Genomic DNA, 15,998 nt, shown 5'->3' with positions numbered 1-15,998 from the left:
TCTTGGCGGTTTTCGCCCAACCTGAAAGCGGTTCTTGGTTAAGTTCAACCGTGCACGGACCGCCGCAACGGGCCCTGTAAGTTCAAAATATCTTGACCGCGAATGTCGGCGCCTTGAGCTGCTGCCGGTCTCATGGACACGAAGTTAGGCTACATGCGCTTGCCGCTCGAAGTCCATGGGGCTGAGATAGCCCAGCGTCGAGTGCCGGCGTGTCGGGTTGTAGAAGCGCTCGATATAATCGAACACGTCCGCCTTCGCGTGATTGCGCGTTCGATATGTCTTCCGGCCGATCCGTTCGGTCTTCATCGACGAGAAGAAGCTCTCCATTGCCGCGTTGTCCCAGACGTTGCCCGACCGGCTCATCGAGCAGGTGACGCCATTGTCGGCCATCAACCGCTGGAACTGCTCGCTCGTGTATTGGCTGCCCTGATCCGAGTGATGCAGCAGGGCGTCAGGCTTTCCGCGTCGCCAGATCGCCATCATCAGCGCATCGGTCACGAGCTGAGCGGTCATGGTGTCGCTCATCGACCATCCGACCATGCGGCGCGAGAACAGGTCGATGACGACAGCGACGTAAAGCCACCCTTCGGCCGTCCAGATGTAGGTGAAGTCGGCGATCCACCTCTGGTTGGGCGCCTCGGCGGTGAACTGGCGGTCGAGGATGTTGTCGGCAATGACCGACCGCAGGCCGTCGTCCTTGGGCAAGCCACGTCGTCGCGGACGGGCCCTCAGGCCATGAACACGCATCAGCCGTTCGATGCGATGCAGACCACATGAAAGGCCTTCGGCCAGAAGGTCGTGCCAGACGCGCCGCGCGCCGTAGGTGCGATAGCTGGAGATGAAGCTCGCGCGGACTCTGGCGCCGAACTCCTTATCGCTACGGGCGCGCTTGCTGGGCGCTTCGCAGATCCACGACACCGGCCAGATCCCTCGGTGCTTCGCGATGAACTCGAACCTCATATCGAGTCCCTGGCGAAGTAGGCCGCCGCTTTTTTTAGGATGTCGCGCTCGGCCTTCATTCTAGCCAACTCGCGGCGCAGCCGCTCAATCTCCTGCTGCTCGGGCTTCAGCACGCCGTGTCCGGGAAACGCCGATCCCGGGTCAGCCGCCTGTTCGCGCACCCACTTGCGCAGCACGTTCTCGTGCAGGTCCAGATCGCGCGCCGCCTGCGATACCGATACCCCCCGTTCCCGCACCAGCTTCACCGCTTCGAGCTTGAACTCGCGGCTGAACTTCCGTCGTTGCATCTCCATCCTCCGGTTCCAAAAACACCTTATCTCGGTGTCCACGGAACCGGCAGCAGCTCACCTTTTCAAGACGCGGGAGCTTAATGCCCGCCCTTCCACCAGGCGTACCGATCATGTGGCTCGTGAAACCCCGCCAAGCTCGGCTTCCTCGCCAGCTTCATGACCTTCGCCGCCACCTTCGCGAGCTCCTCTGCGCAACCCGGCTTCCAGCCACGGCGGATCGCCCAAGACTTGATTTTAGTCGGATCAAGGGTGTGACCCTTCGCTCGCAGGATGCGGAAGATCTCGTCGGCATGCTGCTTGTCGCGGGTGTGCATGACATCGTAGGCGATGTTGCTCAGGGTTGTGATCGCCTCGAGGGCGCGCTCGACGACCGGATCGTCGATCAACTTCTCCGGTGCCGCCCGCGGCGACCCGTGGACGACCGGCCCCCACCGCTTAATCCATCCATCGGCCTGTCCGGCGAGGTCGGGTACGGCGACGATCCCAAGAACGCCGGCTAGGCCATCGAGGGCCTCGAGCATCCTGTCCTCCGCGTAAAAGGCGATGATCACGGCATTGCGCGCGGAATGTCCGAGCGTCCTCAGCGTCGCGTGCCGGAGCGTCGCCCCGGCTTTAAGGTCCAGTCGGGCGCCGCTGCCCAAGGCCTTGGCTGCGTTAATGCCCAGATGGCCCGCTAGCGACGTGTTCCTGAGTTGGTCCTTCGTATGCGTTAGCAGGATGACGTCCGTTGCCCGGGGGGTGCCCTCGCACGCGATTTTGACGGCGTAGGCGGCGGCCAGATGCCACGACTGCTCTTCCATAGGGTCCAGGGGGACCACCACCCGAATGACCTTCGACACGCCTCTCTCCTTGCTGAATCCCGGCACGTTTAGCCGACCTACGCTGATCGGTTAGTGGCTGGCCTGACGACGCGAACCGCGAGAGGCTGCCGTCAAGATAGCCGTGTCGCGTATTCGGGAACAGTGTCAATGCGTCACGCGTGGTTAGGGAAACATCCGATTAGAACGCTTCTTGCGACTACCGATAACCGAATAGCGCTGACGGGAGCGACTTTCCGGTGTTAGAGGTCGGCAATGGTGAGGCCCGACATGAAAATACTATCCTACAACCCAGGTCATGACGGCGCCGTCTCATTCATCGAGGATGGCAAGCTACGCTTTTCGCTCGAAGCCGAGAAGGACTCGAACTACCGCTATTCCGCTATATCCGTCGCCCAGGTCTTGGACGCGGTTGGCGAGCTCGACGCATTGCCCGACGTCGTCTGCATGAGTGGCTGGTGGCCGCTCGACCACCACGAGTTCCTGCACGGCTCAAGTCGCAATGGCGGCTACCGCGGCGTCGCGTCAGGCGCCGCGATCATCGACAAGGGGCGCATGTTCAAAGGGAAGGCGGACTATTTCTCGTCGACGCACGAGCGGTCTCACATCCTCTGCGCCTTTGGGATGTCCCCCTTTCCGAAGGGTACCCCCTGCTACGCGCTGATCTGGGAAGGGGAGATGGGCGGCTTCTATGAGATCGACGCCGACCTAAACATCACGTTGATCTCCGACGTCCTGACGCAGCCTGGCAACAGGTACGGGCTGCTATACGGTCTGGCCGATCCGACCTTTCCGAAGGATGGGCCGTATCCGCGCTCGTCCGACGCCGGCAAACTGATGGCCATCGCCTCGTTTTCAACTCGTTCCTCCCCTACCACCGAGGAGCGTGACCTGCTCACCTTCCTGCTCGACGGTCCCTATCGAAAGCTTAGCGAATACGATCGGCTGGATCAGGCTCCGCACCTCGACGCTGGCCTGGACGACCCCGAGTTCCGCAATTTCGCCGGCATATACAGCGACGCGATCTTCGAGCGCTTCCAAGACTTCGCGTGTGCTCATCTCCAACGAGGGCGACCGCTACTCATCGCGGGGGGCTGCGGCCTGAACTGTGACTGGAATTCGAAATGGAGGGAGACGGGCCTGTTCTCCGACGTGTTCGTGCCACCCGTCGCGAACGATTCTGGCTCGGCGATTGGCACCGCCATCGACGCGCAGTTCCGCTACACGGGGAACCCTAAGATCGAGTGGGACGTCTACGCCGGCCTCCCGTTCCGGACGACGGAACCCGATGAGCTCGATGGCTACGATATCTACGAGAGGGACGATTGCCGCATCGCTGGGATGTTAGCCAAGGACCTAATCCTCGGCTGGGCCCACGGGCGCTACGAGATCGGTCCGCGCGCGCTCGGGAACCGGTCGATCCTTGCCGCCCCGTTCCGGGACGAGACCCGGGTGCGACTGAATGAGATCAAGCAGCGTGAGCAGTTCAGGCCGATCGCCCCGGTATGCTTGGCCGAGGACGCCGCGGAGTGGTTTGAGTGCAGGGTCGACAGTCCTCACATGCTGTTCACCTACCGGGCAACCACTGACGCGCTAAAGGCGGTGACTCACGTGAACGGCACCGCCCGGCTGCAGACGGTGACGCCGGTATCCAATCCAGACCTCCACGCGCTGCTCGAGGCGTTCAAGGCGCGCACTGGCTTCGGTGTCCTGTGCAACACCTCGCTCAACTTCAAGACGAAGGGATTCATCAACAACATCACCGACCTCGCCGCCTACGTCGACGAGCACGGGCTCGACGGCTTCGTCGTCGAGGGACGCGCCTATCTGGCGCGGGCCTCCCCTCAGTATCGGGCCTATCTGACGGGCGGCCGCTGACCAACCCGCGGCGGCGGCGAGCCACAGATGCGGACCACCCTCACGCGATGACGACGGAAAGGCGCTCTCGACTATGGACACCTACCCGCCAGGTTTTGAAGAGCACGAGGAAACGCGCTCTAGGTTCATAAGGCAGCTCACGCTGCAGCAGATGGAGGCCGACGATGGGCCGTTCGCCGCGCCGTCGTGCGCGACGGGCGCAATACCGAGGAAGCTCGTGCGCTATTGGCACGACCTTGAGGCCCTGCCCGACGACGTGGGGGATTGCCTTTCGAGCTGGAACCGGCTCGCCGACGAAGGCTTCGAGCTGCACATGTTCGGCGACGCGAGCGCCGCGGCGTACGTTGCGGCGGTCCATGGGGAACGGGGGGCGGCGGCATTCTCCCGCTGCGGCCACCCCGCAATGCGCTGCGACTACCTCCGGCTGTGTTTCATATTCAAGGAGGGGGGCTTCTACGTCGACGCCGACGACGTACTGATCGGTGACAGCTGGCGCGACCTGTTCGCCGACGATACGTTGAAGCTGCAGCCGCTGTGCTACGACATCCCGGCCGGCGAAATGCTGCCGACGGCGGATATCTGGCAGGCGGACCTGCCGGGGGCGGGCCGCGTCTTTTACGTCAACAACGACCCGCTGGTCGCGCCGCCCGGCCATCCAGTGATAAGGCGCGCGCTCGAGAACGCGACCGACAAGCTGCTTAACGGCGGTCCAGCGCCGGAGATCCAGTCGACCACGGGACCAGGCAACCTCACGTCCGCGCTTGCAGTGCACGCCAGGGAGTTGCAGCTTTCCGGTGCCCCGTTCGACTTCCGGTTCCTGAGGGATTGGGATGCGATCGCTGAGATGCGCTGGGCGCTGTCCTATCGCGCGGACGAGCGCAACTGGCGCAATGTCTACGGCTGCTGAGGGGATCATGTTCTTCGGTCTCGCGAGATGAACCTTAAGGAGGCGAGGGGGCTGCTCCGTGCGCTGGCTTTCCGCGTGGCACGGGCCGCGATCCGCGCCGTTCCCGGCGGCAGGATCGGTGCGTTCGGGGACGAGCCCGGGAGGATCGGGGCCATCCTGGTAGTGAATCTGGACCGCCAGCCGCGGCGCCTCCGCAGGACGATGCGCGAGCTCCGGCGGTTCCGGACGCACGACGGCAAGCCGCTCGCCTCGCTCGCGCGCCGTATGCGGGCGATCGACGCGCGCAACGGACGGGACGTCGCCGCGACCGCCGACGTGGATCCGCTCTACCGGCTCGGCGATCAGATGTTCGTTCAGCCCGACGCGGCCCTCGCGGACTGCTTCGGCCCCAACGAGCCGGTCACCATGACCCGGCAGGAGGTTGCCGTCGCCAGATCGCACATCGAGTCTTGGAAGTGTATCGCGGAGGGCAGTGACGAGCATGTGCTGATCGTCGAGGACGACATCTGGCTGATGCCGGGCGCGGCTGCCGCGATCGACGCCGGCTGGAAGGCGGCGTGGCAACGCTGCGACGCCGGGGGGCCGGACCTCCTCTACCTCTCCTACAGCGATGCGGGCGGCACCGCCACGCGTATGGACATCTGCGAGGAGCTGTTCCGCCCCGAGCGCGGCCTTTGGTTCCTGTCCGGCTACGTCCTGTCGCGGCGGGGCGCGCGGCTGCTGCTGCGCGCTATGCCAGTGAACGGTCCGGTCGACTTGTGGATTAATTACCGCTTCGGGGAGCTTGGCGCCCTCGCCCTGTCGGCCCCTGCCATCGGCCAGCGCCCCGATGGCGCGTCGGATAATAGCTACTCGGTGCTTCCTTATCTGGCGCGCGCTGGGATCATTGACGCGGATGCCGTGGAAGCGCCACGTCGCGGCGCGACGGGCGGAGTGCTCGCCTGGACGGCGGGCGGTGAACGCGACGGTCTGGCGATGGCCCTGTCGATACTCGGATTTCGCGTTCGCGCCTTCGCTGGCGACGAGCCGCTGATAGAGGTGGACGAACTGCAAACCCTCCTGGAGACGTGGGACGCGCTCGTCGACCCTCCGCTATCACGGCCGGCTTGGGATCGCATCCGCAGGTATGGCCGCGTCAGGGTCCTGTTCGAACCGGAGGCTTCCGGAGAGGCTGGATGGCGAGCGCTGGGCGGCCGTACCTCCGATCCCAACGTGCTGACGGGCTCACATTGGGACGGCGCCAGCTGGCGGCCGCTATGCAACCTCCTCGGCGTAGACGAACCTGCCGAGAGCTTTCCCCGTGGGCCGCTGCGGGCGTGGCGCACCTTCCGCGACGACCGGAGTGCGGAGGCCCGTGGGGGCAGGCTCCCCGCGGGATCGGGCGTCGCGATCGACGATTCCCCCTGGGTCGTTCCACCGAGCGGCGACTGGCCGGCTGCGCCGTGTTGTAAACGAAGACTCCCACCGACTGTATCCCCCCTGGCGACCGCCCCGATGACGTCGGCGACGCCGCTCATCGTGGCCGAGGCTGGCAGCTTCCCCGGCAATTTGGCGACTTTCACCCGCGACCGGTTCGTCCACGGGCCAGATGGCGCCGAGCTGATGCTCAGCGCATCCGAAGACGGTGGACGGCCTTATCGCTCAGGGGCATTCGCAAGCGCGCGGTCCTTTACGCATGGACGCTTCCAGGTCGAGATACGCGCTGCGCGCGGTCGCGGTCTCGTCACGGGATTCTTCCTGCACCGTCACGGCCCGCGCCAAGAGATAGACATAGAGCTAACCGGTGATGATCCGAGCCGCATGCTGACAAACGTCTATTTCAATCCGGGTGACGAGGGAGCTGGGTTGAGCTACGGCTATCGTGGGTCGCCGTGCCGCATTGAGCTCGGTTTCGATGCCGCCGAGGACTTCCACCTCTACACGATAGACTGGCAGCCGGGCTGTATCAGTTGGTCGGTCGACGACGTGCTCGTCCATCAACGGCGGAGTTGGGAGCCTACGCCAGTCCCCCACCTTCCCATGCGCCTCTATGGCAACCTCTGGGCGCCGCGCTCGAACGAGCTCGCCGGGCGGATCGACGATTGCGACCTGCCGTCGACTGCAGGCTTCCGCAACCTCTCGATCTGGACCTGAAGCGTGGGGTGGGACACGAACCGACGACGGCGGCATGCCTTCCCAAATCCCGCGGATTGCCACCTGAAATATCCAACGCTCGCACATTTTGGCGAAGAGCGGCCTGCTCGCAACCGAACCAGTTTCAGGCCCTGGATCATTGAATTGCAATGTCGTCAGCTTCCGGCGGTTGCAAAGGCGCAAGCGGACAGTCAACTGACGACCAACTCACGCCCTTCCGGCGAGGCCCTAGGAATGTCAGCACACGCCGTAACCGGTCATCTTACGGCCAAACAGCGGTCCGGCGGGTACGCGCCCATCTCGGTTATCCACGTAAGCCACTGTTTGTTCCGAAAGCGGTCGTCGGAAAATCAGTTTATGCCCAAGTGCTGCGATCAATCTCTTTCATTGCTGTTGTGACGGCAACGGTCCCGACGCTCACGCGCACCACCTTGGCGAGCAGCGCGATCATGCTCTCTTTGTAATTGGCGAACCGATAGGTGTTGAACTTGGCGGCAATGGTCGGGTCGCGCGGCTTCTTTTCCTTATGCTGGTCGAGCACCCATTCGATCGCTGAGCGGTTACCGAGGCGGTAGCGCCACGCCTCGGGCGGGATGCCAGCGATCTGCGTGTCGGCATCAACCACCACCACGCCCGCTTCGGGCTGCGACTTGAGGATCGGCTTGGGCGTGGTGCCGGCGGCGCGCTTCGCGGGCGTCTCGATCCGCTCGACCGGCCACGGCGCGACCTCCTCATAGCCGATGTGCAGCGCCATCAGCGTTTCGCCCCACGCTGCCCATCGCGCGAAATCGGGGTAGAAGGGGATGCGCGGGAATTCGCGCTTGAGGTTCAGCGCATAGGTCTCGCGGTAGACCGGATCGTGGAGGACGGCATAGACGTAGCGGAAAATCGCATCTTTGGTGACGCCCTTCCGGCCATATTCCTTGACGAACTTGTTGAACGCCCAGTCGGTGATGTTGTCGATCCGCTCACCGGATTTGGTGTAGCGGTAGCGGGCGACACCTTCGGTGCCGCCATTGCCTGTTTTGACTAGGCCGTAATCGAAAGCTCCGCGGACAGCCAACGCCGCGAGCGGATCGCTCGAATACACACATCGAAAGGCGACAGTGGGGTTTAGCTCGTCAATGTTCAGCCCCCACATTTCCACATGATTCTTTGTCATACGATCCGAGAGGTCGCTATCTGAGTAATACAGCTTCCGATCGAACGGCCTTGACGCCACAGTCACTATCCGTGACCTCTCGACACGCTTTGCAGTACGCGGCAGCCGTAGAGAACTGCTAATTTTGATGCGATCCGCAAGGTCCAAAACGCTTTTTGCCGTTTTGTCGTTTAAAACGCTGATGAAGTAAGAGATTTTCTGATGAAGAATTTCTTCGCTTCTATCAAAAACCCATTCGTCTCGATTAGTCTTTAGACCCGCTGAAAATAGTTTGAAAATCGCCTGCTGGTCGCGCGAAGTTTTTGCGTGTTTCGCTTTGTCAGTGGCGAGGGGTAGCATCGCCGACCAGCCAACCGCTTCTTCGGTCTGAAGCCAACGCCCGTCAACGTTCGGGCGAAGCGTTGTAAGAGGCAGATTGCGAAGCTCTGCGCTGGATAGCCAAGAGCGCTTGTCGTCGGCAGTTTCATCTTCGGGACGGCGAATGTATCGAATTTTGCATCCCGCCAATCTGGGCTTTCGCACAAACAACGCAATCGCAACGCCGGTTTGGATTCCAAAGATGTTATGCTTAGTTCCCGAGAGGTTCGGATTTGTCCGAATATCCCCGCCGAGATCTACGAGCCAAATCTCTTGAAAATCTTTGGCTACAAGTCTTCGAAAGCCATCAAAGGTCCGACTGTCGATAAAACTCCGGTTCGTGACGAACGCCAGCACCCCCTCATCCCCCAGCCGGTCGCTCGCCCAACGATAGAAGCGCGCGTACATGTCGTACAGCTTGGTTTTCTGCGCCGTACTTGCCTTGATGTACGTATCCTTGATGCGCTTATCGATGTGCGCGTAAGCCCGGTTTTTATTGTTGTCGTTCTCGTTCTGCTGGTTGGCGTTGTAGGGCGGGTTGCCGATGATGACGCTGATCTTGCGCCGGTTCTGCTTCTTGATACGCTCGATATTCTCGTCGGTCAGGCTGCCGAGCAGATCGAACTGGTGGCCGGCATGGATGCCGAGCGCATCGACATTGTCGAGCGTGTCGACGAAACACAGATTTTCGAACTCGGCAAACTGGCCGGTGATCGCCTGATAGGTCGCCTCAATGTTCAGATTGGCGACGTAATAAGGCAGGATCGCGACTTCGTTGGCGTGCAGCTCTTCCTTGTATTTGTGGCGCAATTTCTCGTGATGGCCGCGAAAATGTTCTAGCAGTTCGACGATGAACGTGCCGGTGCCGGTGGCGGGATCGAGAATCTCGACGCCGCGATCGACCAGGTTTTTGCCGAAATGCTTTTCGCACAACCAGTCGGTCGAGCGGATCATGAAGCGGACGATCTCGCCCGGCGTATAGACCACGCCCAATCGGTCGGCGGCCTTGGCGTTATAAACCTTGTAGAAATTCTCGTAGAGGCCTTTCAGGAAGCCCTGCTTTTCCGAATGGCTCTGGATGACGGCGGCGGTGCGCGCGATGCCCGAATAATAGGGTGAAAGCGCGCGCAGCAGCGTCGATTTTTCGCCACGCGCGAACAGCTTGTCCTCAAGCTTGTAGAGTTCCGAGGCGACGTTGTTCTGGCGGTGGAAATCGGGGTTATCGAACACCTTGGCGAAAATGTCTTCGGTGAGGATGTGCTGGATCAGCATTTCCTGCACATCATCCTGCGTCACCACCGGATTAATCGCTTCCTGCGCATGGGCGAGGAAGGCCTTTTCGGCGGCGACGAAGAGCTTGGACGCTTTGCGCTTCTTCGCGATGCGGTCGCGCAGCGCCCCCAGTACGGCCGGCAGATCGTGGCTGAACTGGCGGACGGCGGTGTTGAAATCGGCGATCTCCTGCCGTTCATGCGCGAAGAAGCGGACCAGCAGCAGGTGCAACGCCTCGGTATCGTCCATCGCGACCCGCGCGACCTCGTGCCCGTCCTGGATCAGGATGGCGGTGTGATCGTCGGAATAGATGATGTTATCGCGAGGATAGCCCTTGCGCGTCTTGGCCGCGATCTCCGCATCGAGATTGTCGTCCGCGTCCTTGGCTTCCCAATAGCCGAACGGCACACGCAGCGCGTGGAGCAAGGCACCGTCGAGATAGATGCGGTTCTTCTGCGGCGTGGTGATGGTGTGTTCGGGCACGAACAGCAGATCGTGGGTGCGACCCCAGCGTTTGAGCAGATCCTTAAACGCCTCGCGAAGCACGCTTTCGCGGCGGCTGCCAGATACGGTACGCAACCGATCGAGATCAGCGCGATATTCGTTGATAAGCTGTCGGCTCAAGCCATCCCCCTACGCAACCGGATGGCCGCGAAATGTAGTTAGCAGGTGGAAATATCTATGTCAGCCAACGCAATGCATCCGATCAGAACCGGACATTCCGCAATCGGCCAGCCTTGCCCGCTCCCTGCCGCTGCATGCTGTCATTCCAAATGTCCGGTGTCCGACTGAAAGCTGCCCTCCCGACGCCGGCCTGGGAATGACCGCAATGTCCCACTTCTCACCATTTCCGCCATCGCTGGTTGAGGCGCCGGGCGAACATGAATGAATGTCCGAAGTTGGGGAGCGCGAAACGACCGCTTAATGTCGTGTTGTGGGTCCAAACGATAGGATCAATGATGCCTCCTACCGATCGAGTAATTGTGCGATCGGGCGGAGATGCCTGGGCGAAATCATCAGCAAGACGATCACTGCCGCTGTCGCGGATGCGATCAACAGCGGGCTTAGCAGTAGGCCCAGCCCCAGTCCGTCATTTGCGATCGTTACGGAGAGGGACAGCAGCAGCGTCGCTGATCCCCATATCGTGCTTCGGTGGCGACGCTTTGTGGGGACGGCCAGGCCGGTAACGATACGGGACGAGGCTTGATTGGACATCGCGATCGTGGCGACACCGAGGAAGGCGAGCAGCCAGGCCGCTAAGATCATTACCGAACCCCCCCAACTTTCTGCGCGCTGCCTGTCCGCGACAATTTCCGTGCCGCGCCGAAACAGATCGCCGCCGTCAGCAGCAGAACCAGATCGACCCCCGCGACGCCCCACGGACCCGACAGCAGACTAAGCGGCACGGCATTGCCGGTCGTGACTGCGTTCAGGGCTACCGCAACGACGGAACCGATAGCAATTGCCAGCGTCTGATCACGCCAAGCGGTACGCGGGCACAACCACGCGTGGACGAAGCAAAAGAGCCAGGCCGCGCAAAAGATGCGGACTTCGAGCCATTGCCGCGGCACGCCCATCACGAAAGGCTGATCGGGCAACACCCGGTTGGCAACCAAAAACATCAGCGAGGCAAAGATGATGCCGTTCGTCGTACCCACCGACAGGCCCCGTACCAGCGCCATACCACGCACGCCGTGCCGCTCGTGCCGCTTGGCGCGTGACTGGACCCAGAACAGAAAGCCGGTCGCGATCAGGACGCAACCGGCAAGGCCGCTGAGGAAATACAGCCAACGCAGCGCCGCATGGCGAAACCATGCGTAATGCATGCCCGACAGATAGCCGAATGTCCGCATGACCGGGCTGTAGCGGTGCGGTCCGGCCACGATGCGACCGGTGGAGCCGTCGAAGACGACCGTATTGGCATCCATTGTCACGCGGGACGACGTGTCCTGATTTACGAAAACCGACGCTGCCTTGTCGCCCGGATTGAAGACAAGGATTGTAGCGGGCACGCCGCCCCCCCAGCGCCGCCGGGCTTCGGCGACCATTGCATCAAGTGATGCCAGGTTCGCCTTCTCGCCGGTAGGGGCGACGCGGGGCGTCCCATACGCCTCGACCGCGAAGGCAGCCGGGCCGTTGGGATATAGCACTGCACGGATGCCGGGCAGGTACACGGACATGAAGATTACCAGCCCGGTAAAGGCGATCAGGAAATTGAACGGCAGTCCCAGGACGCCGGTGACGTTATGCAGGTCTAGCGTGGTCCGCTGCGGCTTGCGGACGATGCGCAGCGTAAAGAAGTCGGCGAAGATCCTGCGATGGATTACCACGCCCGACACACACGTCGTCATCATCGTCAGCGCGGCCAACCCGGCCAGCCATTCCCCCAGATCCCAGTGGTGGATGAACAAGCTGAAGTGGAAGGGATAGAAGAAGCCTGTCGCGCCCAACGTCCGTTCCTCTGCAAGGACGCGACCGGTCGCAGGATCGAGATGAAGCACCTTTCGCTCGGTTTTGGTATCAAAATAGGCACGCGCCGTTGGTTGCCGCTCGCTCGGCATCTGGATGGCCCAGCGTCGCGCTTCGGCCGCGACTGCCAGAGGGTGCATCGTGCGCGCAATCGCGTCGAGCGACACGGTCTCGGCCATGGCGACGCGGGTCTTCGGCATCATCCAGCGGTCGATCTCCCGATCGAACACCGCGAGCGTCCCCATCCAGAAGATGGCGAACAGCAGCGCACCAAGCACAAGGCCGGCCCATGTGTGCAGCCAGTGCATCGACTGGCGGAACCGTTCGCTCATGGCAGAACGGGTGCGAGCACGCGGCATAGCGCGGTGGCGATGCCGGTAACAATGAGCAGCCCGACCCAGAAGCGCAGCAGGCGCGGCGTGTGGAACGCCCAGAGCAGCACGACTAGAAAGGCAAGGATTGCGACGATCGACGCCAGCACGACCGCGTCCGACCGCGCCATGCCTGCCGCCGCGAGCAGGATCGCCAGCAGCGAACCCGTCGCATCGATAGCGGCATAGTTGCCGGGCAGTGCCGCGCCAACCCGCAGGACGATCGTCGCCGTCGTGCGGAAGGGCGAAGCGCCGGCGACCGTCACCACCGGAACTGCACGCGCGCGGTCAGGCTGCGGCCTTGTCCGTAATAGCAGGCGGCGACACTATTGCAGGTCGCGACGAAGCGTTCGTCTGACAGATTGCGCGCGTTGAGTGACACCAGCATCCCTCGCAGCGCCGGGTTCGCCTTGCCAAGGTCGTAGCGGACGAACAGATCGAACAGGGTGTAGTCGGGGATGCGCAGCGTGTTGTTGGTGTCGCCCCAACTCTTCCCGGTATAGCGTACACCACCGCCCAGTCCGAGCCCTGCAAGCGCACCGTTCTGAAATCGATGATCGACGAACGCCGACGCGAGGCATTCGGGAACCTGCGGCAGCGTCAACCCTACCTGCGAACGGCGTGGCCCGCCGGTCACAAGCGGCGGCAGCGTCGCGTTCGACTTGGTGATTTCCGCATCCGATCGCGTACCGGTCAGGATGATGGCGGTGCCCCACGGCAGGCTGGCCTTGCCTTCCAGCTCGACACCGCGGACGCGCCCCTCGCCGGTCTGGACCAGACACACCGCCAGTCCGCACAGAGCGCCGCCCGGATCAGGTGTGGTGATGTTCTGCTGCGTGATCTGATAGCCGCCCAGCGTCACATAGATGCTGCGGCCGCGCTGGAAGCGTAGCCCGGCTTCGATCTGCTGACCGGTCGTCGGCACAAAGGGTACCGCGTTCAGTGCGGAAGCGGGGTCACTGACCTGCGGCTGAAAGCTTTCCGCATAGCTGGCATAGGGGACCAAACCATTGTCGAACAGATAGACCGCGCCAGCGCGCCAGGTGAAAGCATCGGAATCGATGAGGTAGCTGCCGATCGCCGCCGGGTTCGTGCGGTTGATGCTAACGTCTTCTGCCTTGTCGTGCCGCACGCCAGCAGTGACGCGCAGTCGTCCGGCCTCGATCTGGTCCTGCGCATAGAAGCCGCGCTGTTTGGTCACGCTTTGTAGGTAGCCGACGGGAGTGAGGCTGGTAGCGTAGCCGATGGCACCGCGCGACACCGGGTTCAACACGTCGAGGATTGGCAGCACCCGCGCCGCCGCCACACCGTCGCGATCATGCTGCCATTCGGTATGGAAATAATCGAACCCGGCGAGCAGCACATGTTCGATCGGGCCTGTAGTCAGCTTCGCCTCGACCTGCGTGTCGGTGGCGAAGCCGTCACTGTCGCCAATCCCCTGAACCGCACGACGTTGAACGGTCCGTCCGGGGATGCAGCCTACCACGGTCGTAGGGCAGCTCGCCAGCGTGCCCCCCGACAACAGCACACCGCGATACAACGTCTCTAGGCGGGTATAGCGACTGTTGTTGCGGATCGCGAGCCGATCGCCGAAGCGATGTTCGAAGAAGCTGGCAACGAGATACTGGTTGCGATCGAACCGGTTCCAGTCGCGCTCTCCCAAATTGTCGTCGTTCGCGATGTAGCGGCCATTGATGGATGTTAAAGCGCCGATGCTCGGCAGGAACTGGAAGGTCGAATTACCTTCGTCGCGCTGATATTGGCCGAGCAGCGTCCAACTCGTTTGCGGCGTCGCCTGCCATGTCACCGCCGCAGACAGATATTGGCGGGCGTTGGCGGTATCCCTGACTGACGTCTCTCCATAGCGGGCGAGCCCCACGACCCGCGCAGCAATCGTATTGGTCAGCGGACCACCGACGTCGCCGGCACCCTGATAGCTCCACCTGCCGAGATCGTTGTAGCCGACACCTTGAAGCAGCACTTCGCCATGCGGCGTGAAGCTTGGCCGCTTCGACACGATGTTGACGACGCCGCCTGGCGCAGTCTGCCCGTACAACGCGCCCGATGGTCCTTTCAGCACCTCGATTTGTTGGAGTGCGAACGGGTCGAAACCGGGACGGGTCCATTGGCCTCCTGAAGGGAGGCGCAGGCCATCGACGAAATTGTTGTTCGACGAGAAACCACCCGCGCCAAAGCCCCGCACGACCACTTCGTCGGTGCGATTGTCAGCGCCATAGGGTTCAATATAGACGCCCGCCGTGTAGCTCAGCGCGTCGGCGATCGTAGGCGAAGCGCGCAGGTCGAGTTCCTCGCGGCTCACGATCGAGATCGACTGCGGCGATTCCACCACTGGCGTGTCGGTCTTGGTCGACGAACTGGCTCGCGATTGTGCAGTAGCAACAACGACAATCTCGTCATTTGTCCGATCAGGTTCGTTACGCGTTTGAGCAGACGCGCCGGTAGCGATCGCTATGGCCATTATCGAGGCTGTGCCGGTTGCGCAGTTAATCATCATCATTCCCCTTTCCGGCTCGAGTAATGCGATAGAGTCGCATTATCAACTCCGTATTTGCGAAAGGTTTGCATTAAGCTATACGGCACCGTGTGTTCAAAAAGTTAGGGGGGTCGGCTAGGCGCAGATGCGATCGCAGCCTTGGTTGCGCCGGCCGACCGTTCTGGAGATATCGGCCGCAGTGATCGGCGGCATAGTGCTGGTCAGCTAATCGGTGTCCGCCTCAGTCTTGTGTTCCTACGCCAGATTGTGGCGCACCGGCGTAGCAGTCGATCCTCCGTCGTCATGCGGATTGTACCCGATCAGACATGATCGGCATCGCGTGTGCAGTGGCGCAGACTGCACGTGCTTTGTCGATGAACTCGCCAGCGGGCAGGGCGCGGTGGTCGATCCACCATTTGGCATCACTGATCTGCAAGCATAGTGCGCAGTCGGCGTCGGCCGTTTTGATCGGATCGAATGTCAGCGCGGCAAGCCGACTGGCGCGGATGGAAGTCGCCCATTCGATTTGCCGCTCGCTACCGGCTAGTTCGGGCAAGTCGAGATGGGCAATGGCTGCTTCATTCCGTGTAGCCTCTTTCGCCTGTTCAGCCTGTTTGTCGGCGATGAAGCAGGTGCGACATTGGGTGGTGCGCAACCAGCGCGCTTTGTGCGCAATCTGCGCATCGAAGCCGTAGATGACGTGAACCTGCTCGTGGCCGCAGGCATGTACGATCCGCTGTTCCATGTCGGATAACGTGCCGTTGGCAATCCACTCGATCAATCGAGATGAGTCGACCTGAATCGTTCTCGGGGTGAACGGTTACACCCTGCGGAGGCGCTCGATCAGATTGAGGACATCCCCCGCTCGCTTCTCCCTAAACGAAAAG

At 62.0% G+C, this 15,998-nt stretch carries 11 protein-coding genes; 3 read left to right on the top strand and 8 right to left on the bottom strand.

Features of this window, described 5'->3' with window-relative positions; genetic code table 11:
• Positions 1-144 precede the first annotated feature (144 nt).
• Together ASE90_RS06005 and ASE90_RS05995 are read right to left on the bottom strand one after the other, a co-directional pair.
• Positions 145-1,247, bottom strand: a protein-coding gene (locus ASE90_RS06005) for an IS3 family transposase (RefSeq protein ID WP_156361469.1) whose coding sequence is annotated in 2 segments (ribosomal slippage) — positions 145-986 and positions 986-1,247 — 1,104 coding nt in all. Because the reading frame shifts where the segments join, the coding sequence is not laid out codon by codon here.
• Between the two features lie 80 nt (positions 1,248-1,327).
• Positions 1,328-2,089 carry a hypothetical protein gene (locus ASE90_RS05995; protein ID WP_055997631.1) on the bottom strand — a complete coding sequence of 254 codons (762 nt, stop codon included), beginning with the start codon at positions 2,087-2,089 and terminating at the stop codon, positions 1,328-1,330.
• A gap of 249 nt (positions 2,090-2,338) precedes the next feature.
• Here ASE90_RS05995 and ASE90_RS05990 point away from each other — a divergent pair, with 249 nt between their 5' ends.
• From ASE90_RS05990 to ASE90_RS05980, 3 genes are all read left to right on the top strand, one after another.
• Complete coding sequence (locus tag ASE90_RS05990) at positions 2,339-3,946, top strand: carbamoyltransferase C-terminal domain-containing protein (RefSeq protein ID WP_055997774.1); 1,608 nt, start codon at positions 2,339-2,341, stop codon at positions 3,944-3,946.
• A 73-nt stretch (positions 3,947-4,019) separates the two neighbouring features.
• Positions 4,020-4,853 carry a glycosyltransferase family 32 protein gene (locus ASE90_RS05985; protein WP_055997628.1) on the top strand — a complete coding sequence of 278 codons (834 nt, stop codon included), beginning with the start codon at positions 4,020-4,022 and terminating at the stop codon, positions 4,851-4,853.
• Positions 4,854-4,880: 27 nt separating this feature from the next.
• A complete protein-coding gene (locus tag ASE90_RS05980; RefSeq protein ID WP_055997625.1) occupies positions 4,881-6,986 on the top strand; it encodes a family 16 glycosylhydrolase in 2,106 nt (701 codons plus the stop codon).
• Between the two features lie 355 nt (positions 6,987-7,341).
• On the opposite strand, the gene ASE90_RS05975 is transcribed toward ASE90_RS05980, so the two are convergent.
• From ASE90_RS05975 to ASE90_RS05950, 6 genes are all read right to left on the bottom strand, one after another.
• Positions 7,342-10,401 (bottom strand): type ISP restriction/modification enzyme, encoded by a 3,060-nt coding sequence (locus ASE90_RS05975; protein ID WP_055997622.1) that lies wholly within the window; start codon positions 10,399-10,401, stop codon positions 7,342-7,344.
• Between the two features lie 342 nt (positions 10,402-10,743).
• Entirely contained in the window at positions 10,744-11,043 is a 300-nt protein-coding gene (locus ASE90_RS05970) for a DUF3325 family protein (RefSeq protein WP_055997619.1), read from the bottom strand.
• Positions 11,043-12,578 (bottom strand): PepSY-associated TM helix domain-containing protein, encoded by a 1,536-nt coding sequence (locus ASE90_RS05965; protein WP_055997615.1) that lies wholly within the window; start codon positions 12,576-12,578, stop codon positions 11,043-11,045. Before ASE90_RS05965 ends, ASE90_RS05970 begins: the two co-directional genes overlap by 1 nt.
• Positions 12,575-12,883 carry an iron transporter gene (locus tag ASE90_RS05960; RefSeq protein WP_156361462.1) on the bottom strand — a complete coding sequence of 103 codons (309 nt, stop codon included), beginning with the start codon at positions 12,881-12,883 and terminating at the stop codon, positions 12,575-12,577. The genes ASE90_RS05965 and ASE90_RS05960 overlap by 4 nt, the downstream gene beginning before the upstream one ends.
• Positions 12,880-14,964, bottom strand: coding sequence for a TonB-dependent siderophore receptor (locus ASE90_RS05955; protein WP_235531686.1), 2,085 nt, complete (start codon positions 14,962-14,964; stop codon positions 12,880-12,882). The genes ASE90_RS05960 and ASE90_RS05955 overlap by 4 nt, the downstream gene beginning before the upstream one ends.
• A 448-nt stretch (positions 14,965-15,412) precedes the next feature.
• Positions 15,413-15,892: a hypothetical protein gene (locus tag ASE90_RS05950; RefSeq protein ID WP_156361461.1), complete on the bottom strand. Its 480-nt coding sequence runs from the start codon at positions 15,890-15,892 to the stop codon at positions 15,413-15,415.
• Between the last annotated feature and the right edge of the window lie 106 nt (positions 15,893-15,998).

The sequence above is a fragment of the Sphingomonas sp. Leaf67 genome, from assembly GCF_001421965.1.
Taxonomy (GTDB): domain Bacteria; phylum Pseudomonadota; class Alphaproteobacteria; order Sphingomonadales; family Sphingomonadaceae; genus Sphingomonas.
This window is presented reverse-complemented; position numbering and strand designations above follow the sequence as displayed.

Bases quoted from the DNA above. Each gene is read 5' to 3' on its own strand.
- ASE90_RS05990 (WP_055997774.1), top strand. From the start codon at position 2,339: ATGAAAATACTATCCTACAACCCAGGTCATGACGGCGCCGTCTCATTC.
- ASE90_RS05985 (WP_055997628.1), top strand. From the start codon at position 4,020: ATGGACACCTACCCGCCAGGTTTTGAAGAGCACGAGGAAACGCGCTCT.
- ASE90_RS05980 (WP_055997625.1), top strand. From the start codon at position 4,881: ATGAACCTTAAGGAGGCGAGGGGGCTGCTCCGTGCGCTGGCTTTCCGC.
- ASE90_RS05970 (WP_055997619.1), bottom strand. From the start codon at position 11,043: ATGATCTTAGCGGCCTGGCTGCTCGCCTTCCTCGGTGTCGCCACGATC.
- ASE90_RS05965 (WP_055997615.1), bottom strand. From the start codon at position 12,578: ATGAGCGAACGGTTCCGCCAGTCGATGCACTGGCTGCACACATGGGCC.